Below are 22,764 nucleotides of genomic sequence, written 5' to 3' on the forward strand. Positions count from 1 at the left end.
CGGAGCCGGTTCATGACCAAAAAAATCCAAACCAAAGCAACGACGCTGCCGGCGCCGCTGACAGCAGAAAAGCCGCCGATCGTATCGTCGGCGCACCTGGTGTCGCCGCGCAGCGCCGAGATGAGCGAGTTCGAGTTTGGTCTGATCGTCGCCGGCAACGCGTTTCAGCGCTGGATTGTGCATTGCATGAGTACCGCCGGCCTGAAGGATCTGACGCCGTTGGATGTGCTGGTGCTGCACCATGTGACGCACCGCGCCCGCAACAAGCGGCTGGCCGACATCTGCTTCATCATGAACGTGGAAGACACCCATCTGATCAATTACGCGCTCAAGAAGCTGCAAAACCTGGGCGTGGTGGCGTCCCACAAGAACGGCAAGGAAGTGACCTATGCGGCGACCGAATTGGGGCACAAGCATGTGGAGCGCTACCGCGAAATCCGCGAATCCTGCCTGATCAATGCCCTCAATGCCGACGACGCCTTGAACCGCGATATTGGCGAGCTGGCGCGTTTGCTGCGCCTGCTGTCGGGCATTTATGACCAGGCGGCGCGCTCCGCTGCCAGTCTGTAAGCACAAGCCGGAGAAGCAGCCTGATGTCGTTCCTGGGTATCCTGATGCTCGATACGCGTTTTCCGCGACCCTTGGGTGACATCGGTAATCCCGCCACCTTTGCAGGCCTACAGATCCCGGTGCGCTACCAGACGGTGCGCGGTGCCAGCCCGGAAAAAGTGGTGCGTGCCAACGCCAGTCTGGCGCTGCAGCCTTTTGTAGCGGCGGCGCAGGAGCTGGTGGCGCAGGGCGCCACCATGCTCAGCACCAGTTGCGGTTTTTTGGCGCGCTACCAGCGCGAGTTGCAGGCCGCCGTGCCGGTGCCGCTGATCAGTTCCAGCCTGTTGTGGCTAAGCGCACCGGAACTGGCCGGGCAGCGCTGCGGCGTCCTCACGATTGACGCGCCGGCGCTGGATGCCAGCCAGTTGATGGGCGTTGGCGCCGACCCGGCCACGCCGGTCGGTGGCGTGGCCGCAGGCTGCGAGTTTCAGCGCCGCCTGATCGGCAACCAGTCTTTTATGGATCTTCGGCAGGCCCAACAAGACGTGGTGGACGGCGCACTGGCCTTGCTATCGGACCACCCCGAAATCACCACGCTGGTGCTGGAATGCACCAACATGCCGCCTTATGCCCAGGCCGTTGGCGCTGCCACCGGCAAACGGGTGGAACACATTGTTTCCTTGCTGGAACAGAGATGGAGAAGCATTGCATGAACACCGCAACCGAAGCACCCAAACGCTGGCAGTTCTGGATCGACCGCGGCGGCACTTTCACCGACGTTGTCGGCAAGCGCCCGGACGGTTCGCTGGTCACGCACAAGCTGCTCAGCGACAACCCGGAGCAATACCAGGACGCCGCCGTGGCCGGTATCCGGCAACTGCTGGGCTTGCCCGCCGGTCAGCTGGTGACGCCCGAGCTGGTGGAGTGCGTCAAGATGGGCACCACAGTGGCCACCAACGCCTTGCTGGAGCGCAAGGGCGAGCCGACGCTGCTGGTGACGACGCGCGGTTTTCGCGATGCCTTGCGCATCGCTTACCAGAACCGTCCGCATATCTTCGATCGCCATATTCTGTTGCCGGAACTGCTGTACAGCGCCGTCATCGAGGCGCGGGAGCGCTTTGGCGCGCATGGCGATCTGGTTCAGCCGCTTGACGCGGCGCTGCTGAAGCAAGAGCTGCTGGCGCATTACCAAATGGGTCTGCGCAGCGTGGCCATTGTCTTCCTGCACGGCTATCGCTATACGGCGCATGAACTGGCGGCCAAACGGATTGCCGCCGAGGTCGGCTTTACCCAGATCAGCACCTCGCATGAAACCAGCCCGATGATGAAGTTCGTCAGCCGCGGTGACACCACGGTGGTGGATGCGTACCTGTCGCCCATTCTGCGGCGTTATGTGCAGCAGGTGGCGCGCGAGATGCCGGGGGTCAAGCTGTTCTTCATGCAATCAAGTGGTGGCCTGACCGACGCGCATGCCTTCGCCGGCAAGGACGCGATTCTGAGCGGCCCGGCCGGCGGCATTGTGGGCATGGCACGCACGGCGGCGATGGCCGGTATCGAGAAAGTCATAGGCTTCGACATGGGCGGCACTTCCACCGATGTGTCGCATTACGCCGGCGAGTTCGAGCGCGAGTTCGAAACACAGGTCGCCGGCGTGCGCATGCGGGCACCGATGATGAGCATTCACACCGTGGCGGCCGGCGGCGGTTCGATTCTGGCTTTTGACGGCTCGCGCTTTCGGGTCGGCCCCGAGAGCGCCGGCGCCAATCCGGGCCCGGCCAGTTACCGCCGCGGCGGTCCGCTGGCGGTGACCGACGCCAATGTGATGGTCGGCAAAATCGTACCGCGCCATTTTCCCAAGGTCTTCGGAGCGGCCGCCAACGAGGCGCTGGACGACGCCGTGGTGCGTGAAAAGTTTGCCGCGCTGGCGGCGCAGACCGGGCGTGCCGCGGAGGACGTGGCGCAGGGCTTCATCAGCATTGCGGTGCAGCAGATGGCCAACGCCATCAAGAAGATTTCGGTGGCGCGCGGCTACGACGTGACGCGCTACACCTTGCAGTGCTTCGGCGGTGCCGGCGGCCAGCATGCCTGCCTGGTGGCCGATGCGCTGGGCATGACGCGCATTTTTGTCCATCCGCTGGCCGGTGTGCTGTCGGCCTATGGCATGGGACTGGCCGACCAGTCGGTGATTCGGGAGCAGGCGGTGGAGCTCAAACTGACGGCCCAGGCAGTGCCGCAAATCGCCGCCCAGCTCGATGCCCTGGCGCAGCAAGCCCAGGACGAACTCAGACGCCAGCAGCTCAGCCATGGCGGCATCACGACGCACCGGCGCGCGCATGTGCGCTACGAGGGCAGCGATGCGGCGCTGCTGGTGCCCTATCCGCAAGCTGATGCGGCTTCGGCGCCGGCCATTGTGGCCGACATGGCAGCCGCCTTCGAAGTCGCCTACCGTCAGCGCTATTCGTTCCTGATGCAGGGCAAGGAACTGGTCGTGGAGGCGGTTTCGGTGGAAGCCATCGTGGCCGGCGACGCACCGGCCGAGCCGCGCCGCACCTTGCATGCGCCGCGCGATCTGCAGGCCTGTGGCGCGGTGCGCGAAACAGTGCCCATGTACTGCGACGGCCGCTGGCTGCAGGCGGCGTTGCTGCTGCGCGAAGACCTGCAAGCGGGCGATGTCGTCGCCGGTCCGGCCATCATTGCCGAGCAGAACGCCACCACCGTGATCGAGCCCGGCTGGGAAGCCACTTTGACGGAGTTCGACCATCTGGCGCTGGTTCGAAAGCTTGCGCGCGCGGTGAAATTTGCCGCCGGCACCCAGGTCGACCCGGTGCTGCTGGAAGTCTTCAACAAACTGTTCATGAACATTGCCGAGCAGATGGGCCTGCAACTGCAAAACACCGCCTACTCGGTCAACATCAAGGAGCGGCTGGACTTCAGTTGCGCCCTGTTCGACGCCGAGGGCAACCTGATTGCCAACGCGCCGCACATGCCGGTGCACCTGGGCTCCATGGGCGAGAGCATCAAGACCGTGGTGCGGGAGAACGCCGCCACGATGCAGCCGGGCGATGTCTATGTGCTCAACGACCCCTACCATGGCGGCACCCATTTGCCCGACATCACGGTCATCACGCCGGTTTATCTGAACGAGAAGCCAACCTTCTATGTCGGCTCACGCGGTCATCACGCCGATGTGGGTGGCACCACGCCGGGCTCCATGCCACCGTTCTCGACCCGCATCGAGGAGGAGGGCGTGCAGATCAACAACGTCAAGCTGGTGGACCGCGGTGTCTTGCGCGAGGCCCAGATGATCGCGCTGCTCAGTAGCGGTGAATACCCGTCACGCAACCCGCAGCAGAACATGGCCGATCTCAAGGCGCAGATTGCGGCCAATGAAAAAGGGGTGCAGGAACTGCGCAAAATGGTGGCCGAATTTGGCCTCGAGACGGTGCAGGCTTACATGCGCCATGTGCAGGACAACGCCGAGGAGTCGGTGCGTCGGGTGATCACGCGACTCAAGGACGGCGCGTTCACCTTGCCGCTGGACAACGGTGCCCGGATCCAGGTGGCGATTCGGGTCGACGCGGCGCAGCGCAGCGCGGTGATCGACTTCACCGGCACCTCGGCCCAGCAGAGCAACAATTTCAATGCGCCGACGGCGGTCTGCATGGCCGCCGTCCTGTATGTGTTTCGCACCCTGGTGGACGACGACATCCCGCTCAACGCCGGTTGCCTGAAACCCCTTCAAGTCATCATTCCGGCCGGCTCCATGCTGAACCCCAATCCGCCGGCTTCGGTGGTGGCGGGCAACGTGGAAACTTCAAGCTGCATCACCAACGCCTTGTATGGCGCCCTGGGCGTCATGGCAGCCAGCCAGTGCACCATGAACAATTTCACTTTCGGCAACGCGCGCTACCAGTACTACGAGACGATCTCGGGTGGCTCCGGTGCTGGCGATGGTTTCAACGGTACCGACGTGGTGCAGACCCATATGACCAATTCGCGCCTGACCGATCCGGAGGTGTTCGAGTTCCGCTTTCCGGTGCGGCTGGAAAGTTATGAGATCCGGCACGGTTCGGGCGGCGCCGGTCATTGGCACGGCGGCAATGGCGGGGTGCGGCGCGCCCGGTTCCTGGAGCCCATGACCGCCAGCATCCTGTCCAACGGACGGCTGCATGGCGCTTTCGGCATGGCCGGCGGACAGCCGGGCCAGGTCGGCGTGAACCGGGTGCTGCGTGCCGACGGACGGGTCGAAGAGTTGGCGCATATCGGCCAGGCCGAGATGCAGGTTGGTGACGTGTTCGAGATCTGCACACCGGGCGGGGGTGGGTTTGGCCGCGCTGATTGATTGAGACCAAATTCCGCTAGAGAACGATAGGGCGTTGGGTGCGCAGCGGCTTGGGCTGTGTCGGCGTCCTCATGCTGCCAAATGCGCAGAAAATCGGTCGCCAACACAGCCCAAGCCACTGCGGTGACCAGACCGGTTTGTCACGAATTGCCTATTGTTGCAGTAGGAATTTCGGTTTTGAAGGGCGGCAGGGCAGCGTGAGCCGACATTCGAGATGAGTTCTCCATTAATTTGGGCTGGCTTGATTGAAACGTAGAATCGACCGAAACGATCTGCGGGGTTTGTCGGAGTTTTTATACTTGTACGAACACGCAAGAAAATCGCCGAAACCAAAGCTACAAGCCGTCTTCAGGAGGAGTCGATGTCCAGTATCACGAGCAGGCTTTGCTCTGTACATTCGTTAAGCGTTGCAAACACATATGGCACGCACCGTCCAGTTTGAAATCGCTCTCTCGTTCGCCGGAGAAGACAGGGAGTACGTCGACCGCGTGGCAAACCTCTTACGCGACTCCGGCGTCACTGTCTTCTATGACTTATTCGAGGAAGCCAGTCTCTGGGGCAAGAACCTGTACGACTACCTGTCTGAAATCTATCAGGACAAGGCGTTGTTCACAATCATGTTCATTTCGGAACACTATGCCCGAAAGATGTGGACAAACCACGAACGACAGGCAATGCAGGCTCGAGCGTTTCAAGAGCATCAGGAATACATTCTTCCCGCAAGATTTGACGAAACGCCAATCCCCGGCGTGCTCCCGACAATTGGCTACATCTCGCTCCAAACCAAGACACCTGAGGCATTCGTCGAAACGATCAAGCGAAAGCTTGTCTCCACGGGACGGACCATCCCATCGGCTTCAGTCAGAAGGGCTTTTTTCACCTTCGAAACAGTTCCGAGGCTTGAGCCGGTCCACGCGACCGTGACAGTCATCGATTCGGAAGGACAGCCGATACCAGCCGCGATGGTTGTTGCAATCGCCGACAACAACACGACCAAGCAATCTCAAACAGATCAGTCTGGCATTGCCAAACTCGACATTCCAACCCGCAGGAAGTACCAGCTGTTGGTGGCGCATCCAAAGTACCCTGGTTCGATAGTTCCAACTTGGGATCCAGGCGACGATTTGCGAATGGTAGTAGCCGCCGTGGAAAACACAGGTTCCGTAATTTGCCACAGCACAGGCCATATTCCCGGCCTCGAAGGTCGCCTGAATCCCATACTGGATACAGGCTTCTCCAAGTATCTGTATGCTGACAACATTGCCATAAATGGTGGCAAGCAACAGCCGGCACACTTCGAAATTGACTCGCCGTTTGAACTTGAAGACTCGAATGGGGTAGTCATGCAGGTACGGGTGCTTCATATCCAAGGTAAGACGTCGCTCATCCAGTATGTGCACCCACCAGCGAGCAGCGACGCCTAATGAGAACCCCTCACTCGCGCGAAGCGCCAACGTGTCTGCTGCAGGCAGTAAATGGGAAATCCTGAATGTCGACTATCCTGGCCAGGTCATCAGTTCATGATTCAAACATTCAACAACAAAGCAGTCGCAAACGGCAAGACTTTTGTCATCGCAATTGTGCGCGATCCTACGCACTTCGTTCTCGCTAAGGTGGGTCGTGCCGGAAGCCGATTTCTGCGCATTTGGCAGTATGAGGCGCCCGGCATGGCCCGCCTTGGCGAGCTACATTGGCAGCAGTGAACAGATATTACGAACCATGAAGCTCAGGTGCTTGCTGTTGCTGGTGTGTCTGGCAAGCAGCGCCCATGCCCGCGAGACCTTCGCTGGTCAGGTCACCTATGTCACCGATGGCGACACGCTGTGGGTGCAGCCGGACGGCGGCGGGGCGGCACGCAAGCTGCGCCTGACGGGCATGGATGCGCCCGAGATTTGCCAGCACGGCGGCAAGGCGGCACGCGACTTGTTGGCGCAACTGGCGCTGCACCGGCGTGTTGCGGTGGACGTCGCCTACTTTGATCGCTACGGCCGGGGCCTGGCGACGGTTCGACTCGATGGCCAGGATTTGGCTGCGCAAATGGTGCGTGCCGGGCAGGCCTGGTCCTACGGCTGGCGCGGCCGGCCGGGGCGGTATGCGGCAGAAGAGGCTATTGCACGGCAATCGCATCAAGGCCTGTTTGCCGCAGCGCAGCCCGAGTCGCCGCGCGCTTTTCGCAAACGCCACGGGGCGTGTCACGCCGGCAAGCGCTGATGCCAGGGTTTCAGTGGGCTTTGCCGCAAACCGGGCAGCCGGCTTGGCGCGCGATGCGCACTTCGGTGAACTCCATGGCGCGGCCGTCGAGCATCAGCAGGCGGCCGGTCAAGGGCTGTCCGGCGGCGCTGAGCAACTTGAGTGCCTCGGCCGCTTGCAGGGAGCCGATGATGCCCACCAGTGGCGCGAACACGCCCATGGTGGCGCAGCGGGTTTCTTCAAAAACCGTGTCCGGGGAGAAGATGCAGGCATAGCAGGGCGAGTTGCCGTCGCGCGGGTCGTAGACGCTGATCTGTCCATCAAAGCGGATCGCCGCACCCGAGACCAGCGGTTTGCGATGCTTGACGCAGGCGGCGTTGATGGCTTGCCGGGTGGCAAAGTTGTCGCAGCAGTCCAGTACCACGTCGGCCTGCGCGACCAACTGGTCCAGCAGCGCGGCATCGGCGCGCGCCACGATGGGTGTGACCCGCACCTCGGGATTGATGGCGCCGATGGCGATTTGAGCCGACGCCACCTTGGGTTGGCCGACGCGCGCCATGGTGTGGGCAATCTGGCGCTGCAAATTGGTCATGTCCACCATGTCATGGTCGACCACGGTGATCTGACCGACGCCGGCCGACCCCAGATAGAGCGCCACCGGAGAACCCAGGCCGCCGGCGCCCACGATCAGGGCGTGACTGTCCAGGATTCGCTCCTGCCCTTCAATCCCGATTTCGTTGAGCAGGATATGGCGCGAATAGCGCAGCAGCTGGTCGTCCGTCATACCGGCTCTTATTCTTCCTTCTTTTCTTCCTTGCGCTCAACCTGGGTCTTGCTGACCATGACCGGGACCCCTTTAAGCTGGTTGACGGCCTGCGCCAGCTGGAAATCCTTGTCGGAACCGTATTCCGGGAACTTGCGCTCGGACTGCGGTTTGCGCAGTTCTTCCTCCAGCTTGAGGCGGGCTTCCTCGCGTGCTTTTTCGCGCGCTTCGTCCTTCTTTTCCTCGCCTTGGCCGCTGGCCAGGTGTTTTTCCAGATCCGCTTCGCGGGTGCGCAGCGCGGCAAACAGATTGCCTTCCTCGGTTTCGTCCACCATCACATCGGGCACGATGCCCTTGGCCTGGATCGATTTGCCGCTGGGCGTGTAGTAACGGCTGGTGGTGAGCTTCAGGCCGGCGGTCGGGCAGTTGTCCATGCGGTACGACGGATCGAGGCAGACGGCGGTTTGCACCGAACCCTTGCCGAAGGTCTGACTGCCCAACAGGGTGGCGCGCTTGTGGTCTTGCAGGGCGCCGGCGACGATCTCGCTGGCCGAGGCGGAACCTTCATTCACCAGCACCACCAGCGGCACGTTCTTGAGCGCCCCCTTGGTCACTTCCTGCAAGCGTTTGAGCGGGTCGGGACCACCGCGGCGATGGTAAAACTCGGGCGCCGCCCGGTGCGTGAATTTGCTCTCGGCCAACTGGCCGTTGGCCGAGACCACGACCACGTTTTCCGGCAGGAACGCCGCCGACACCGCCACCGCGGCGTCCAGATAACCGCCCGGATCATTGCGCAGGTCCAGCACCAGGCCCTTGAGATGGGGTTCCTGCTTGTAGATTTCCTCCATCTTGCGCGCAAAGTCTTCCACCGTGCGTTCCTGGAACTGGCTCAGGCGAATCCAGGCGTAGCCGGGCTCTATGACCTTGCTGCGCACCGATTGCGTGCGGATTTCCTCGCGCGTGATCAGAACCGGAAAAGTGCGGCTCTCGGACTTGCGGAAAATGGTCAGCAGCACCTTGGTATTGGGGTCGCCCCGCATGCGCTTGACGCCTTCGCTCAGGGCCAGTCCCTTGACCGGGGTGTCGTCGATCTTGACGATCAAGTCGTTGGGCTTGATGCCGGCCCGAAATGCCGGCGAACCCTCGATCGGCGAGACCACCTTGATGACGCCGTCTTCCTGCGCGATTTCAATGCCGACACCGACAAATTTGCCGGTGGTGCCTTCATTGAATTCCTTCAAAGCCTTTTTGTCGAGGTACTGCGAATGCGGGTCCAGGCTGGAGACCATGCCCACGATGGCGTCGGTGATCAGTTTTTTGTCACTGACCGGCTCCACGTAGTTGCTCTTGACCATGCCGAAGACGGCCGCCAACTGCTGCAACTCTTCCAGCGGCAACGGTGCCAGCGCGCCGCGTGCCACGGTTTCGAGCGAAATGGTGGTCAAGGCACCGGCCATGACACCGAGCGAAATCCAGCCGGCAGTTTTCAATTTTTGGCCCATACAAATCTTTAATTGGTTGCCCTAGAACGGTTGGGGACAGAGCTTTCATGCTCAATATACACGCTTGGAGTATTTCCCGATGGGCATGTTCCCGATTTACTCAAGCTTTACCCTGGGCCGCCACCGCGGCGGCGGCTTTTGCCGCGGCCTCGGCGTCGCCCAGGTAGTAATGACGGATCGGTTTCAGGTCGTCGTCCAGTTCGTACACCAGGGGAATGCCATTGGGGATGTTCAAGCCCACGATATCGGCGTCCGAGATGTTGTCCAGATACTTCACCAGCGCCCGGATCGAGTTGCCGTGCGCTGCCACCACCACCCGCTTGCCGGCTTTGATGGCCGGCGCCAGCGCTTCGTTCCAGAACGGCAGCACCCGTGCCACGGTGTCCTTCAGGCATTCGGTCAACGGAACCTGGCCGGCCGGCAGTTTGGCGTAACGCGGGTCGCCGCGTTCCGAGCGTGGGTCGGTAGTCTCCAGCGCCGGCGGCGGGGTGTCGTAGCTGCGCCGCCACGTCAGCACCTGGGCATCGCCGTACTGCTTGGCCATGTCGGCCTTGTTGAGGCCTTGCAAGGCGCCGTAGTGGCGCTCATTGAGGCGCCAGCTGTTGACCACCGGCAGCCAGGTACGGTCCATCTCGTCGAGCACGTGCCACAAGGTGCGGGTGGCGCGTTTCAGAACACTGGTGTAGGCGACATCAAACTCGAAACCTTCGGCTTTGAGCAGGCGCCCGGCATTTTTCGCCTGTTCAATGCCGGTGGGCGTCAAATCGACGTCGGTCCAGCCGGTGAAGCGATTGTCAAGATTCCAGGTCGATTCACCGTGGCGGATGAGAACTAGTTTGTGCATGGTGTTATTGAAGGAAAGGGTCGGAGGATCCAGGGGCAAAAAGAAGGTTGAAGGTCCGGATCAGCCCGCTATTCTAAAATGAGCGGTTAATCGAATCGGTTGGGGGCTGCGCCGGCGCACTTCGTGTCGCCGCGGTCCATGCCGCAAGGACTGCGGAATTTACAAAGGAAATCTGTGAAATTTATTCTCGACAACTGGATGTTGATGTCGGTCGCGCTGGTCTCGGCTGGCATGTTGTTTTGGCCGGTGCTCAAGGGCGCCAGCGGAGGCTCGTTGACGCCGGAAGGTGCGGTGCAACTCATCAACCGCGAGAAAGCGGTGGTCATCGACGTGTGTGAGACCAATGAGTTCGCGCAGGGTCACCTCGGCGGTGCCAAAAATATTCCTTTGAATCAACTCGAAGAAAAATTGACCAGTGTGGTGAAGAACAAGGCGCTGCCGGTGATTCTGGTGTGCCAGTCGGGTGCCCGTTCCAACCGTGCGGTGGCGACTGCGAAAAAACTGGGGTATGAGCAAGCGCAATCCCTGGGCGGCGGTTTGAGCGCCTGGAAGAAGGCCAACCTGCCGGTTGAAAAATCCTGAAACCTTGTGGGACAGACCTTTAGCTCTGTCCCCAACTGATGAAGACCATGCAAACCGTCAAAATTTACACCACCGCAGTTTGTCCCTACTGCCTGCAGGCCAAGCAGATTCTCAAGGCCAGGGGCGTCGTGCAACTGGAAGAAATCCGCATCGACACCGATCCGGCGCAGCGCCTGAAGATGATGGAGATCACCGGGCGGCGCACGGTGCCCCAGATTTTCATTGGCCAGACGCATGTCGGCGGCTGTGACGATCTGATGGCGCTGGATGCGCAAGGCGGTCTGCTGCCGTTGCTGAACGCCGCCTGAGATAATCTCCCCCGTTTACCCATTTCGCCCGGGATGCGCCCGGGCCATTTTTTTGACTAGAAAGAAGTTCCATGTCCGATCAAGAAGTCCCCGTTTTCCAGATTCAGCGCGTTTATCTCAAGGGTGCGTCTCTGGAGCAACCCAATTCGCCCGCCATTTTGCTGGAGCAGGAATCCCCCACCGTGGACATCCAGTTGGGCGTCAATGCCGGCCCGGTGGCGGACGGCATTTTCGAGGTTACCGTGACGGCCACGGTGCAGACCAAAATCAAGGAAAAGACGGTGTTCCTGGTCGAGGCAACGCAAGCCGGCATTTTCGAGATCCGCAATTTGCCGCCCGAGCAGATGAGCCAGGTGATGGGCATCGCCTGTCCGCAAATCGTCTATCCCTACCTGCGCGGCAACGTCGCGGATCTGATTCAGCGTGGCGGATTTCCCCCGGTGCACCTGGCCGAGATCAACTTCCAGGCGATGTACGAGCAGCAACAACAGCAACAAGCGGCTGCCGCCGAGCCGGCGCCCGCCGCCGTGACCCAGTAAGGGTGGTTCGGCACTAGGCCTACTGGTCCCCGGATTCAGGGCTTGCCTGCCATGAAAATAGTGGTGCTCGGGGCCGGTGCCTGGGGTACCGCGCTGGCGGTCAGCGCGCTGGGTAATCCCGGTGCCAATCATGTCGTGACGCTGTGGGCGCGCGATACCCAACAGGCGTCCAGGCTGCAGGCGCAGCGCGAAAACGCGCGCTACCTGCCAGGTATTGCGCTGCCGCCCACGCTGGCCATCAGCGCCGTCAAGGCCGATCATCTAGCCAGCCTGGTGGCGGGGGCCGATCTGGTCATCGTTGCCACCCCCATGGCCGGCCTGCGCGGCCTGCTGACCCAACTGGCCGATTGCCGGCTGCCGCTGGCCTGGTTGTGCAAGGGTTTTGAAGCTGCTACGGCGGGGTCTTCCGGACTGCTGGCCCATGAAGTGCAGGCGCAGGTCGCGCCCGATTTGGCGGCCGGCGTGCTCAGCGGCCCCAGCTTTGCCCTGGAGGTGGCGCGCGGCCAGCCGACCGCCCTGGTGGCGGCCAGCGTTCATGCTCCGGTGCGCGAGGCCCTGGTGGCGGCTTTTCACAGCCCGACGCTGCGTGTCTATGCCAATGAGGACATCATCGGGGTCGAAGTGGGTGGCGCCGTCAAGAACGTGCTGGCCATCGCCACCGGCTTGTGCGACGGCCTGAACCTGGGACTCAATGCCCGCGCCGCGCTGATCACGCGCGGCCTGGCCGAGATGACGCGCCTGGGTGTGGCGCTGGGCGCCAAGGCGGAGACCTTCATGGGCCTGTCGGGCCTGGGCGATCTGGTGCTGACCGCCACCGGCGATTTGAGCCGCAATCGACAGGTCGGCCTGCTGCTGGCCCAGGGCAAAACCCTGCAACAGGCGGTGGCCTCGCTGGGTCACGTCGCCGAAGGCGTCTACTGTGCCCGCACCGTGGTCCAGCGTGCCGCTTCTCTGGGTGTGGAGATGCCCATCGCGCAAGGCGTAGTGGCGCTGCTGGACGGAGCCATCAAGCCGGCACAAGCCGTGGCGCTGCTGATGGGACGGGGACCGACGGCGGAGCTGGTGTGAGGGGGTAGGTGATCGATGGCCGACCCATTGGGCACGAGTGCTATCGAAGATCCGCAGCAAGTTTCCATTTGGTGCTTCCTGGCGGAAGACATTCCCAGAAACGCCAACCGTTCACTGGATTGCCTGTGATTGAAACGGCAGCAGATGAAGGCGATGTGAACCTCTTTCCATTCATGACCAGCGCTCCGTTCTTAACAATGGCGGTGAACTGTTGCCCCTTATAGGTTGCGCGGAACTCAGTGCCGTGCGGAAAAGACACGCCTTTTGAAACCCAAGCAACGCCGCCCGTATTTGCTGCTATCAAAGCCTTCGAGCTCAGGGCGGGCTTTGTTAAGCCAAGAACCTCGCGCAGCACCTCGTTCTCTGTCATTTCCTCGGAACGGCGCCGAGCAGTGAGTTCCTTGAATACTTCAAAATCTACATCGATAGTGGTCATAGCTATTACTCCTTTTGTTTTGAAGGAGTAATAGTAGCAAAACTAGTAAACATGTCAAGCGCAATTTTCAGGCGGTCCAAGTCCATGTCGGATAACGATGGTTTGCAGTATCTTCTATGGATCTTTCCCAAAATGATGACATGCCAAATCCGGTTCAGCATAGGGAGAGGATCAGGTTGGTGGGGCACTCAGCTCCGCGGCTGTCCCCCGACCTTCGGTCTCCTCCTTTATGCCGCTGCGCTGAGCGCCCCACCAACCTGATCCATGGTGGCTGCTCGGCTCGCGCAAACCTCCGCCGCTGCCGCCGAGGGCGCTGGGGTGGGTGGCGCAGCGTGGACTTGGGGTTTTGCCAAAAGGGGGAGGCCAGGGGCTGGAGGACATTCGCGGAGCCACCCACCGCGGCGCCCTCGACCTACACATGCCTGGACCTCAGTTCTTGACTTGCGAAAGCAATCTGCATCAAGCAGGCTTGGTTGAAACTGTGTCGTGAATTTCGGAATCAATAAGCACCAACACTGCGCGATCAACGATGTGCCATGGACGCCCGCTCAGGCGTGATGCAACTCCTCCCGAATCACTTTGCGCAGAACGGATTCCATCTGCTCGCTGGCCATGGATTGATGCAGTGCCTGATTGATCAGGGTCTGATAACCGCGAGGGCCAGCCTTGGCCTTGAAGAACTCAATGACCGATGCGTCCAACATGATCGAAACCCGTTGTTTGCCCAGGCGTTGATTAACAGCAGCCGCGAATTCCTGGCGCGTGGCGTCTTTGAGGCCCACGCGCAAGCGGGGTTGTTTGTCAGAGGTAGGAGAAGAATTTGCGAGTTTCATGGGTTTCTGCCTTGCGCATTGAAATGATGTGGATTTCGTCTTCGCTCTCGGTGTGGCAAATGACAACTACCGTGGCACCCAGCAGTCCGGTCGTGTTGAACCTTTGCTGGCCAAGATAGTCGCGCTTGTCTTCTTCGGTCAACGTTGGGCCCTCAAACACCTGCTGAGCGTCGGCAAAGTCAAGCTTGTGCTTTTGCAGGTTGGTCTTGCGTTTTGGTTCGTGCCAAGTGAAGCGCATGCGCGAAATTATACATACTAATATACATACATCAAACATCAGTGCTAAGCACGAACCCCATGCTCGGCCACAAGATACACCACTACCAGCATGGCGCTGCCGGAGCGCTTTCTCCAATGCCGTTATGCTTGAGTCCATGAGCAAAATTTTCGATTTTTCGACCGAAGTGGTGACTCAACTGGCCCAAGCCGATGCGGCGCGCGCCTTGCTGGAAGATGTGGGCAGTGGCGACCTGACGGCCGCTCTGGTGGAGCCGGCGCGGCGGGCGCGGGCACGGGTGCTGGCGCGCGAGTCCGCCGTGATTTGCGGCGCGCCCTGGGTCGAGGCCACGCTGCGGCAAATGGACCCGCAGGCCAGCATCACGTGGCGAGTGGGCGAGGGGCAGCGCTGCGCGGCCGATCAGGTGGTGCTGGAGATCGAGGGCTCGGCGCGGGCGCTGCTGAGCGCCGAGCGCACCGCGCTGAACTTTTTGCAATTGTTCAGCGCCGTGGCGACGTTGACCGCGACCTACGTGCAGGCGGTGAGCGGCAGCCGGGCCCAGATTGTCGATACGCGCAAGACGCTGCCGGGCCTGCGGCTGGCGCAGAAGTACGCGGTGCGCATGGGCGGCGGCACCAACCACCGCATCGGCCTGTACGACGCCATCCTGATCAAGGAAAACCACATTGCGGCGGCCGGCGGCATTGCGGCGGTGTTGCAGCGCGCGGCGCAGGTGGCTGGCAGCGCGCAGTTTGTCGAGATCGAAGTCGAGACGCTGGAGCAACTGCGCGAAGCGCTGGCCTGCGGCGCCAGCATGATCCTACTGGACAATATGCCCGATGCCCAGTTGCTGGAGGCGGTGCGGATCAACCAGCGTCGCGCCGTGCTGGAAATTTCCGGCGGCGTCACGCTGGAGAGCGTGCGCCGGCTGGCGCTGACGGGCGTTGACCGGATCTCGGTCGGCGCGCTGACCAAGGATGTGAAGGCGGTCGATTTCTCGATGCGCTTCGAACCGTTGTAGGACCCCCTCTTGAACACCATCACTAACCCGCTGCTGGATGTCGAATACGAACAGCCGCACTTGAACGCGGCTGCCGAACCGGACACTGTGTGCCCGACACGCCATGCCTGGGCGCGCGTGCCGGCGGAGCCGTCGCCAGTTGAACGTGCCGCGCTGAAAGAGCAAATCCGCCGCCTGCTCAAAGTTAAAAATGCCGTCATGGTGTCGCATTTCTACGTGCATCCGGACCTGCAGGACCTGGCCGAAGAAACCGGCGGCCTGGTCAGCGACTCACTGGAGATGGCGCGCTTCGGGCGCGACCATGCCGCCACCACTTTACTGGTCTCGGGCGTGCGCTTCATGGGCGAGACGGCCAAGATCCTGTCGCCCGAAAAACGCATTCTGATGCCCGATCTGGACGCCACCTGCTCGCTCGACCTGGGTTGCCCGGTGGACGACTTCAGCGCCTTCTGCGACGCCCACCCGGAGCGCACCGTGGTGGTCTACGCCAACACCAGCGCCGCGGTGAAGGCGCACGCCGACTGGCTGGTGACGTCGAGTTGCGCGCTCGACATCGTGCGTGCCCTGACAGAGCGGGGCCACAAGATCCTGTGGGCGCCCGACAAGCACTTGGGCAGCTACATCCAGCGCGAGACCGGCGCCGACATGGTGATGTGGAACGGCTCCTGCATCGTGCACGACGAGTTCAAGGCCTTTGAGCTGGCGGCGCTGAAGAAAGAGCATCCGCTGGCCAAGGTGCTGGTGCATCCCGAGTCGCCGGCCGAGGTGGTGGCGCTGGCCGATGCCGTCGGTTCCACCTCGGGCATTCTGCAGGCGGCGCGGGAACTGGCCGCCAGCGAGTTCATCGTCGCCACCGACAAAGGCATGTTGCACAAGCTGCGCACGCTCAACCCCGGCAAGACCTTCATCGAGGCGCCCACCGCCGGCAACAGCGCCACCTGCAAGAGTTGCGCCCATTGCCCCTGGATGGCGATGAACAGCCTGGCCGGTTTGGCCCAGGCGCTGGAGAGCGGTAGCAACGAAATTCAGGTCGATCCGGCGCTGATCCCGCGCGCCCGCTTGCCGATCGATCGGATGCTGGCTTTCACCTCGGCACTGAAGGGCGGCCAGGCGGCCGGCAGCCTGGTACCGTTGATCGGTGCCGCCTGAAAAACCGGCGCCTCAGGGCGTCAGAATGGTCGGCAAGGCGACCGCCGCGAGGTCCGGGTAGTCGCGGCTGAAGTGCAGGCCGCGGCTCTCGTGGCGCGACTGGGCGCTGCGCACGATCAGGTCCGCCACCTGCACCAGGTTGCGCAACTCCAGCAAGTCGCTGGTGACATGAAAATTGGCGTAGAACTCCTGGATTTCGCCTTGCAGCAGGGCGATCCGGTGAGCCGCGCGTTCCAGCCGTTTGTTGGTGCGCACAATGCCCACGTAGTCCCACATGAAGCGGCGCAGTTCGTCCCAGTTGTGCGAGATCACCACCGCTTCATCGGCGTCGGTGACGCGGCTGTCGTCCCACGCCGGCAGCGCCGCTGCTGGCGTTGCCGGGGCCTGGGCGATGGCCTGTGTGGCGGCCTGGGCAAACACCATGCATTCGACCAGCGAGTTGCTGGCCAGCCGGTTGGCGCCGTGCAGGCCGGTGCAAGCGGTTTCGCCGATCGCATACAAGCCCTCAACATCGGTGCGGCCGGCCAGGTCAACCAGCACGCCGCCGCAGGTGTAGTGCGCCGCCGGCACCACCGGGATCGGCTGTTTGGCAATGTCTATGCCCAGTTCCAGGCAGCGCGCGTAGATGTTGGGGAAATGTTCCTGCAGGAAGGCCAGCGGCTGGTGCGAGATGTCCAGGTAGACGCAGTCCAGGCCGCCTTTTTTCATCTCGAAATCGATCGCCCGCGCCACCACGTCGCGCGGCGCCAGTTCGGCGCGCGCATCGTGCGCCGGCATGAAGCGCGTGCCGTCGGGCAGCAGCAGGCGGCCGCCTTCGCCGCGCACCGCCTCGCTGATCAGGAACGACTTGGCGTGCGGGTGGTACAGGCAGGTCGGGTGGAACTGGATGAACTCCATGTTCTGCGCCCGGCAGCCGGCGCGCCAGGCCGCCGCAATACCGTCGCCGGTGGCGGTGTCGGGGTTGGTGGTGTACAGATACACCTTGCCGGCACCGCCGGTGGCCAGGATGGTGTGCGGCGCGCTGAAGGTCAGCACCTGATCGGTGACGCTGTCCAGCGCGTACAGGCCCAGGCAGCGGTTGTGCGCCAGGCCCAGCTTGGCGCCGGTGATCAGGTCCACCAGCGTGTGCTGCTCCAGCAGGGTGATGTTGGGGTGGGCCTTGACGTGTGCGATCAGCGTTTGCTGGACCGCCGCGCCGGTGGCGTCGGTGACGTGCGCGATGCGCCGCTCGGCATGGCCGCCTTCGCGCGTCAGGTGCAGGTGGTCGTCCTCGCGCGAGAACGGCACGCCCATTTTTTGCAGCCAGGCGATGGCTTGCGGCGCCTGCTCCACCACCAGCCGGGTGGCGGCCAGGTCGCACAGCCCGGCGCCGGCCACCAGGGTGTCGGCTACATGCGAGGCAAAACTGTCGCCCTGGCCCAGCACGGCGGCAATGCCGCCCTGGGCCCAGCCGCTGGCCCCGTCGCTCAAGGTTCGCTTGGTCAGGACGGCAACGCGCTTGGTAGCAGCCAGATGCAGCGCGGCACTCAGGCCGGCCAGGCCGCTGCCCACAATCAGGACATCAAAATGACGGGAAGAAGGGCTCATGGAATAAGGGCTCAAGCAGGTGAATACGCCAGCCGGACGTAAATCGGGGCAAACGCTTCGGCCTGGGTGATTTCGATCAGCGTTTCCTTGGCCAGTTCAAGCAGCGCGATGAAAGTGACGACCAGCACGGAAGGGCCATTGCCGGCATCAAACAATTCCTCGAATTCGACAAAGCGTCGGCCCTGAAGTTTTTTCAGCACCAGGCTCATGTGTTCGCGTACCGACAGCTCCTCCCGCGTGATTTTGTGGTGTTGTACCAGCTTGGCACGCTGCAGGATGTCGCGCCAGGCTTGTTCCAGATCGGCCACGTTGACTTCCGGAAAACGCAGTTGCAGCGATTGCTCCACGTAAACCTGTACCGTCAAAAAATCGCGGCCCAACTGGGGTACCGCGTTGAGTCTGGCCGCCGCCAGTTTGATGCGCTCGTATTCCAGCAGGCGGCGCACCAGCTCGGCTCGCGGGTCCTCGGCTTCCTGGCCTTCGGCCACTTTTTTCGGCGGCAGCAGCATGCGTGACTTGATTTCAATCAGCATCGCCGCCATCAGCAGGTACTCGGCGGCCAATTCCAGATTGCGACCGCGAATTTCCTCGACATAGGTCAGGTACTGGCGCGTCAGGCCCGCCATCGGGATATCGAGAATATTGAAATTCTGCTTGCGTATCAGGTACAGCAGCAGGTCCAACGGACCTTCGAAGGCTTCCAGGAAGACTTCCAGCGCATCGGGCGGGATGTACAAATCCTGCGGCAGGGCAAACAGCGGTTCGCCATACAAGCGCGCCAAAGCCACCTGGTCTATCACCTCCGGCATGCCGGCCAGATCAGCTGTCGAGGGGTCGCCAAGCCCGTCCAGGGCAACCGTGGCCAAGGGCTTATTCGGGTGCGGTCTGGTAAACGTAGGGTTTTTGCGCGACTTGAGCGGCACGGTACTCGCTCCAGGCGCCGCGGTCCACCGCCTTGTTCCACAGCAGGGCGCGGCCCTGGGCTTGTTTGGCCTCCAGTTGCGGATCCTTGGCCTTGAGTCCATCGAGGAACTGGGTCGCTTCGGAATAGTACATGGGGCGGTAAAAAATATGCATGATCTGAACCTCTTTGGCGCATTTTAACGGGTCGGCCCGGGCTGCCGTGGGGCCATGCTGCTCGGGGCCTCGGATGATGGCTGTAACATATGCGCATGAGCGATCAAATGTGCTGTCTGGCTGAAACAGATAGAGCCTGAATGAACGGTTTTTCCCATCCTGCTTCGTGGATCCATCTCGACTGGGTTCTGTTGGTCGTTGTGGCCTGGTTCGGGATCGGTGTGCTGGGTGTGTTTGCGCTCAAGCGGCTGCGCCTGGTGGCCAGCGTGCTGTTTCCCGCCAGCGGCTTCTTCTCCCTGCTGTTGATGGGGTTGGCGCTGAGCGCCACCGGCAGCGCGCCAGAGGTGGCGATACTGCCGCTGGGGCTGCCGCAACTGCCGTTTCACCTGCGGCTGGACGGTCTGTCGTGTTTCTTTCTGATGCTCATCGGCGGTGTTTCGGCCGGCGTGTCGGCGTTTGCCGCAGGCTACTTTCGCAAGGGCGAGGGCACGCCGCCGGGCCTGATCTGTCTCGAATACCACGTCTTTCTGGCCAGCATTGCCATGGTCGTGATCGCCGACGACGCCTACGTCTTCATGGTGGTCTGGGAGACCATGGCTTTCTCCTCGTTCTTCCTGGTCATGGCGAACCATCGCATCCCGGAAATTCGCAACGCCGGTTATCTCTACATGCTGGTGGCGCACATCGGTGCACTGGGCATCCTGTTGTGTTTTGGCGTGTTGCAAGCCAACACCGGCGACTACACCTTCGCCAACATGCGCTTGCAGCACCTGTCGCCGTTCTGGGGCTCCGTCGCTTTTGTGCTGGCGGTGTTCGGCTTTGGTGCCAAAGCCGGCCTGCTGCCTCTGCACGCCTGGCTGCCCGAGGCGCATCCGGCGGCGCCATCCCCTTTTTCCGCGCTGATGAGCGGCGTGATGCTGAAGATTGCCTTGTATGGCATTTTGCGGGTCTCGTTCGACTTGCTGCAAACGCGCATCTGGTGGTGGGGCGTGCTGCTGATGGCGATTGGACTGGCCACCGCGCTGTTCGGCGTGGTCTTCTCCACCGTGCAAGTGGAAATGAAGCGCCTGCTGGCCTATTCCTCGATTGAAAACGTCGGCTTGATGTGCGCCGGCCTCGGTCTGTCGCTGCTGTTCTCGGCCTATGGCATGAAGGCGCTGGCTGCGCTGGCCCTGACGGCGGCCTTGTACCATCTGCTCAGCCATGCTTTTTTCAAGAGTCTGCTGTTTTGCAGCACCGGCGCCGTTTTGCATGCCACCGGCGAGCGTAGCCTGGGCAAGCTGGGCGGCCTGATTCGCTACATGCCCTGGGTCGCCTGGCCCACCCTGATCGGTGTGCTGGCCTGTGCCGGGCTGCCGCCCCTGGGCGGCTTTGTCGCCGAGTGGTTGCTGCTGCAGAGTTTCCTCTTCACCACCGGCTTGCCGAGTTCCTTTCTGAACATGCTGGTGCCGGTGCTGGCGGCGCTGATTGCGCTGATTGCCGCGCTGTCGGGCTACACCATGGTCAAGTACTTTGGCGTCATTTTCCTGGGCCAGCCGCGGGAAGAAAAATTGGCCCGCGCGCATGACGCCGGTCGTTGGGAACGCATCGGCATGCTCTGGCTGGCGGCCAGTTGCGTGGTGCTGGGGCTGTTTCCCAATCAGGTCATCAGCGTGATCGATCCGGTGACGCAACTACTGGTAGCGGCCGGTCTGGCGCAGGCGGTGGCGGAAAACGGCTGGCTGCTGGTGCCGGTGAGCATAGAGCGCGCCAGCTATGCACCTTCGATCTTCCTGCTGGGTGTGCTGGCCAGTTTCGGCATCGCGTTCTTGCTGGTGCGCAAGCTTTATCACGGACGCCTGCGCCGGGTCGCCCCCTGGGACTGCGGCTACCCCTGGCAAAACGCCCGCATGCAGGATACGGCGGAAGGTTTTGGACAACCGATACGGCAGATTTTCGAGCCCATGTTCCGCATGCAGCGGCAGTTGCCGACGCCCTTCGATGAACAGCCGCGCTACGCCGTGACGGTGGAAGACCCGCTGTGGCATTGGCTTTATCTGCCCATCGCGAAGCTGGTGGAGCGTTGCTCGAAAGTGATCGGCCTGTTGCAACAGGGACGCATTGCGGTGTATCTGATGTACAGCTTCGTGACCTTGATCACGGTGCTTCTGGTGGTCAAACAATGAGCTTGCTTGGCCTCGTATCCCAACTGATGGCGATTGCGATGGCGCTGCTGCTGGCGCCCTTGATGAGCGGCTGGGTCAACCAGTGGCGCGCCCGTTTGCAGAACAAGTCGGCGCCCAGCCTGCTGCAACCGTATCGCATGCTGCACAAGCTGTTCAACAAGGAATCGCTGCTGGCCGAGCACGCATCGCCCCTGTTCCGCATGACGCCCTACATTGTCTTTGGCTGCATGCTGCTGGCCAGCGCCATTGTGCCGACCCTGTCGACCGATCTGCCCCTGTCGCCGGCCGCCGACGCCATTGCGCTGGTTGGCTTGTTCGCCCTGGCGCGCGTCTTCATCGCCCTGGCGGCGATGGACGTCGGTACTGCTTTTGGCACGCTGGGCGCGCGGCGCGAAATGCTGGTCGGTTTTCTGGCCGAGCCGGCCTTGCTGATGGTGCTTTTTTGCGCCTCCATGATTTCACGCTCGACTTCGCTCACCACCATCGTCGAAACGCTGGCGCACCGCGAGTTGGCGATCTACCCGAGCTTTGTGTTGACCGGTGTCGCCTTCACCATGGTGTCGCTGGCCGAGAACGCGCGGGTGCCGGTGGACAACCCGGAGACGCATCTGGAACTGACCATGATCCATGAAGCCCTGATCCTGGAATATTCGGCGCGCCACCTGGCACTGCTGGAGTGGGCGGCGAGTCTGAAACTGTTTGCTTATTCCTGCATCGGACTGGCCTTGTTTTTTCCCTGGGGCATCGCCGAGGCGAACGCGCCGCTGGCGTTGCTGCTGGCGCTGCCGGTGCTGATCGTGAAGCTGGCGCTGGGTGGCATCTTGATGGCTTTCATCGAGACCGTCAGCGCCAAGATGCGCATCTTCCGGGTGCCCGAATTTCTGGCCACCGCCTTTTTGCTGGCGGTGATCGGCCTGCTCGTCAACATCTTGCTGGGGGTGTCGTGATCAAGTACGTGCCGCAGTTGATCAACCTGTTCGCAACGCTGATCCTGTTGCTGTCGTTTTCCATGATTTCGCAGCGGCGCATTGTGTCCCTGATCAATCTTTTTGCCATGCAGGGCGCGGCGCTGGTGGCAGCCTCGGTGCTGCTGGGCTACGTCACGCACCAGACCGATCTTTATGTTTCCGCCGCTTTGACACTGCTGCTGAAAGTCATGCTGATCCCCTGGATCCTGTTCCGTGTCATCCGCCAGCTCAACGTGAAGTGGGATGTCGAAACGCTGATCAATATTCCCACCACCATGCTGGTGGGCATAGCGCTGGTCATTTTCTCCTTTGGTCTGGCCTTGCCGATCTCGCGCCTGTCCAGCTCCGTGGCCGGCGGTTCGCTGGGCATTGCGCTGGCCTGCGTGCTGCTGTCCTTCATGATGATGATCACCCGCTCCAAGGCGATACCGCAGGTGATCGGTTTTCTGTCGATGGAAAACGGCCTGATTTTTGCGGCCACCACGGTGACCAACGGCATGCCCATGATCGTCGAGTTCGGCATCGCCCTGGACGTGCTGGTGGGGGTGCTGATCCTGGGCATCTTCATGTTCCAGATTCGCGAGAAGTTCGACAGCCTGGACATTCACAACCTTGAAGCGTTGA

Annotated in this window: 24 protein-coding genes; 15 read left to right on the forward strand and 9 right to left on the reverse strand. The window is 61.9% G+C overall.

The annotated features are described in order from the left end of the window. Positions 1–12 precede the first annotated feature (12 nt). From PHS32_RS17715 to PHS32_RS17740, 6 genes are all read left to right on the forward strand, one after another. Positions 13–570 (forward strand): winged helix DNA-binding protein, encoded by a 558-nt coding sequence (locus PHS32_RS17715; protein WP_301080414.1) that lies wholly within the window; start codon positions 13–15, stop codon positions 568–570. Between the two features lie 23 nt (positions 571–593). Continuing rightward, complete coding sequence (locus PHS32_RS17720; RefSeq protein ID WP_301080415.1) at positions 594–1,262, forward strand: aspartate/glutamate racemase family protein; 669 nt, start codon at positions 594–596, stop codon at positions 1,260–1,262. Next, complete coding sequence (locus tag PHS32_RS17725) at positions 1,259–4,891, forward strand: hydantoinase B/oxoprolinase family protein (RefSeq protein WP_301080416.1); 3,633 nt, start codon at positions 1,259–1,261, stop codon at positions 4,889–4,891. The genes PHS32_RS17720 and PHS32_RS17725 overlap by 4 nt, the downstream gene beginning before the upstream one ends. 419 nt (positions 4,892–5,310) lie before the next feature. Next, a complete protein-coding gene (locus PHS32_RS17730) occupies positions 5,311–6,315 on the forward strand; it encodes a TIR domain-containing protein (RefSeq protein WP_301080417.1) in 1,005 nt (334 codons plus the stop codon). 96 nt (positions 6,316–6,411) lie between these two features. Continuing rightward, a complete protein-coding gene (locus tag PHS32_RS17735; protein WP_301080418.1) occupies positions 6,412–6,594 on the forward strand; it encodes a hypothetical protein in 183 nt (60 codons plus the stop codon). A gap of 16 nt (positions 6,595–6,610) precedes the next feature. Then, a complete protein-coding gene (locus PHS32_RS17740) occupies positions 6,611–7,102 on the forward strand; it encodes a thermonuclease family protein (protein ID WP_301080419.1) in 492 nt (163 codons plus the stop codon). Positions 7,103–7,112: 10 nt separating this feature from the next. On the opposite strand, the gene moeB is transcribed toward PHS32_RS17740, so the two are convergent. The 3 genes from moeB to gpmA all read right to left on the reverse strand — a co-directional run bounded on the left by moeB (position 7,113) and on the right by gpmA (position 10,190). Next, positions 7,113–7,865 carry a molybdopterin-synthase adenylyltransferase MoeB gene (gene moeB / locus PHS32_RS17745; RefSeq protein ID WP_301080421.1) on the reverse strand — a complete coding sequence of 251 codons (753 nt, stop codon included), beginning with the start codon at positions 7,863–7,865 and terminating at the stop codon, positions 7,113–7,115. 8 nt (positions 7,866–7,873) lie between these two features. Then, positions 7,874–9,346 carry a S41 family peptidase gene (locus PHS32_RS17750; protein ID WP_301080422.1) on the reverse strand — a complete coding sequence of 491 codons (1,473 nt, stop codon included), beginning with the start codon at positions 9,344–9,346 and terminating at the stop codon, positions 7,874–7,876. Positions 9,347–9,446: 100 nt separating this feature from the next. After that, entirely contained in the window at positions 9,447–10,190 is a 744-nt protein-coding gene (gene gpmA / locus PHS32_RS17755) for a 2,3-diphosphoglycerate-dependent phosphoglycerate mutase (RefSeq protein WP_301080423.1), read from the reverse strand. Positions 10,191–10,364: 174 nt separating this feature from the next. On the opposite strand from gpmA, the gene PHS32_RS17760 reads away from it, so the two are divergent. From PHS32_RS17760 to PHS32_RS17775, 4 genes are all read left to right on the forward strand, one after another. Then, a complete protein-coding gene (locus PHS32_RS17760) occupies positions 10,365–10,772 on the forward strand; it encodes a rhodanese-like domain-containing protein (protein WP_301080424.1) in 408 nt (135 codons plus the stop codon). Positions 10,773–10,819: 47 nt separating this feature from the next. Beyond that, the gene (grxC, locus tag PHS32_RS17765; RefSeq protein ID WP_301080425.1) at positions 10,820–11,080 is read left to right on the forward strand and encodes a glutaredoxin 3; all 261 of its coding nucleotides are present in this window, start codon (positions 10,820–10,822) and stop codon (positions 11,078–11,080) included. 71 nt (positions 11,081–11,151) lie between these two features. Continuing rightward, positions 11,152–11,619, forward strand: coding sequence for a protein-export chaperone SecB (secB, locus tag PHS32_RS17770; protein ID WP_301080426.1), 468 nt, complete (start codon positions 11,152–11,154; stop codon positions 11,617–11,619). A 51-nt stretch (positions 11,620–11,670) separates the two neighbouring features. After that, positions 11,671–12,687, forward strand: coding sequence for an NAD(P)H-dependent glycerol-3-phosphate dehydrogenase (locus tag PHS32_RS17775; RefSeq protein WP_301080428.1), 1,017 nt, complete (start codon positions 11,671–11,673; stop codon positions 12,685–12,687). Between the two features lie 40 nt (positions 12,688–12,727). On the opposite strand, the gene PHS32_RS17780 is transcribed toward PHS32_RS17775, so the two are convergent. The 3 genes from PHS32_RS17780 to PHS32_RS17790 form a co-directional block, all read right to left on the reverse strand. Further along, a complete protein-coding gene (locus PHS32_RS17780; protein ID WP_301080429.1) occupies positions 12,728–13,123 on the reverse strand; it encodes a DUF2924 domain-containing protein in 396 nt (131 codons plus the stop codon). Positions 13,124–13,671: 548 nt separating this feature from the next. Beyond that, positions 13,672–13,956, reverse strand: a complete 285-nt coding sequence (locus tag PHS32_RS17785; protein WP_301080430.1) for a BrnA antitoxin family protein — start codon at positions 13,954–13,956, stop codon at positions 13,672–13,674. Next, a complete protein-coding gene (locus tag PHS32_RS17790) occupies positions 13,925–14,194 on the reverse strand; it encodes a BrnT family toxin (protein ID WP_301080431.1) in 270 nt (89 codons plus the stop codon). The genes PHS32_RS17785 and PHS32_RS17790 overlap by 32 nt, the downstream gene beginning before the upstream one ends. A gap of 136 nt (positions 14,195–14,330) precedes the next feature. Here PHS32_RS17790 and nadC point away from each other — a divergent pair, with 136 nt between their 5' ends. Then, positions 14,331–15,194, forward strand: coding sequence for a carboxylating nicotinate-nucleotide diphosphorylase (nadC, locus tag PHS32_RS17795; protein ID WP_301080432.1), 864 nt, complete (start codon positions 14,331–14,333; stop codon positions 15,192–15,194). 9 nt (positions 15,195–15,203) lie between these two features. Continuing rightward, positions 15,204–16,343: a quinolinate synthase NadA gene (gene nadA / locus PHS32_RS17800; RefSeq protein WP_301080433.1), complete on the forward strand. Its 1,140-nt coding sequence runs from the start codon at positions 15,204–15,206 to the stop codon at positions 16,341–16,343. 12 nt (positions 16,344–16,355) lie between these two features. On the opposite strand, the gene nadB is transcribed toward nadA, so the two are convergent. The 3 genes from nadB to PHS32_RS17815 form a co-directional block, all read right to left on the reverse strand. Then, on the reverse strand, positions 16,356–17,930 hold the full coding sequence (gene nadB / locus PHS32_RS17805; protein ID WP_301080434.1) for an L-aspartate oxidase: 1,575 nt from the start codon (positions 17,928–17,930) through the stop codon (positions 16,356–16,358). A gap of 11 nt (positions 17,931–17,941) precedes the next feature. Then, positions 17,942–18,739: a ScpA family protein gene (locus PHS32_RS17810; protein WP_301080440.1), complete on the reverse strand. Its 798-nt coding sequence runs from the start codon at positions 18,737–18,739 to the stop codon at positions 17,942–17,944. Positions 18,740–18,800: 61 nt separating this feature from the next. Beyond that, on the reverse strand, positions 18,801–19,007 hold the full coding sequence (locus tag PHS32_RS17815; protein WP_301080435.1) for a DUF3460 family protein: 207 nt from the start codon (positions 19,005–19,007) through the stop codon (positions 18,801–18,803). A 140-nt stretch (positions 19,008–19,147) separates the two neighbouring features. Here PHS32_RS17815 and hyfB point away from each other — a divergent pair, with 140 nt between their 5' ends. From hyfB to PHS32_RS17830, 3 genes are all read left to right on the forward strand, one after another. After that, complete coding sequence (hyfB, locus tag PHS32_RS17820; RefSeq protein WP_301080437.1) at positions 19,148–21,172, forward strand: hydrogenase 4 subunit B; 2,025 nt, start codon at positions 19,148–19,150, stop codon at positions 21,170–21,172. After that, on the forward strand, positions 21,169–22,119 hold the full coding sequence (locus PHS32_RS17825) for an NADH-quinone oxidoreductase subunit H (protein WP_301080438.1): 951 nt from the start codon (positions 21,169–21,171) through the stop codon (positions 22,117–22,119). Before hyfB ends, PHS32_RS17825 begins: the two co-directional genes overlap by 4 nt. Further along, positions 22,116–22,764: formate hydrogenlyase (locus PHS32_RS17830; protein WP_301080439.1), on the forward strand; the 649-nt coding region annotated here is incomplete at its 3' end. The genes PHS32_RS17825 and PHS32_RS17830, both read left to right, overlap by 4 nt.

Source organism: Rhodoferax sp. (genome assembly GCF_028714215.1).
Classification (GTDB): domain Bacteria; phylum Pseudomonadota; class Gammaproteobacteria; order Burkholderiales; family Burkholderiaceae_C; genus Rhodoferax.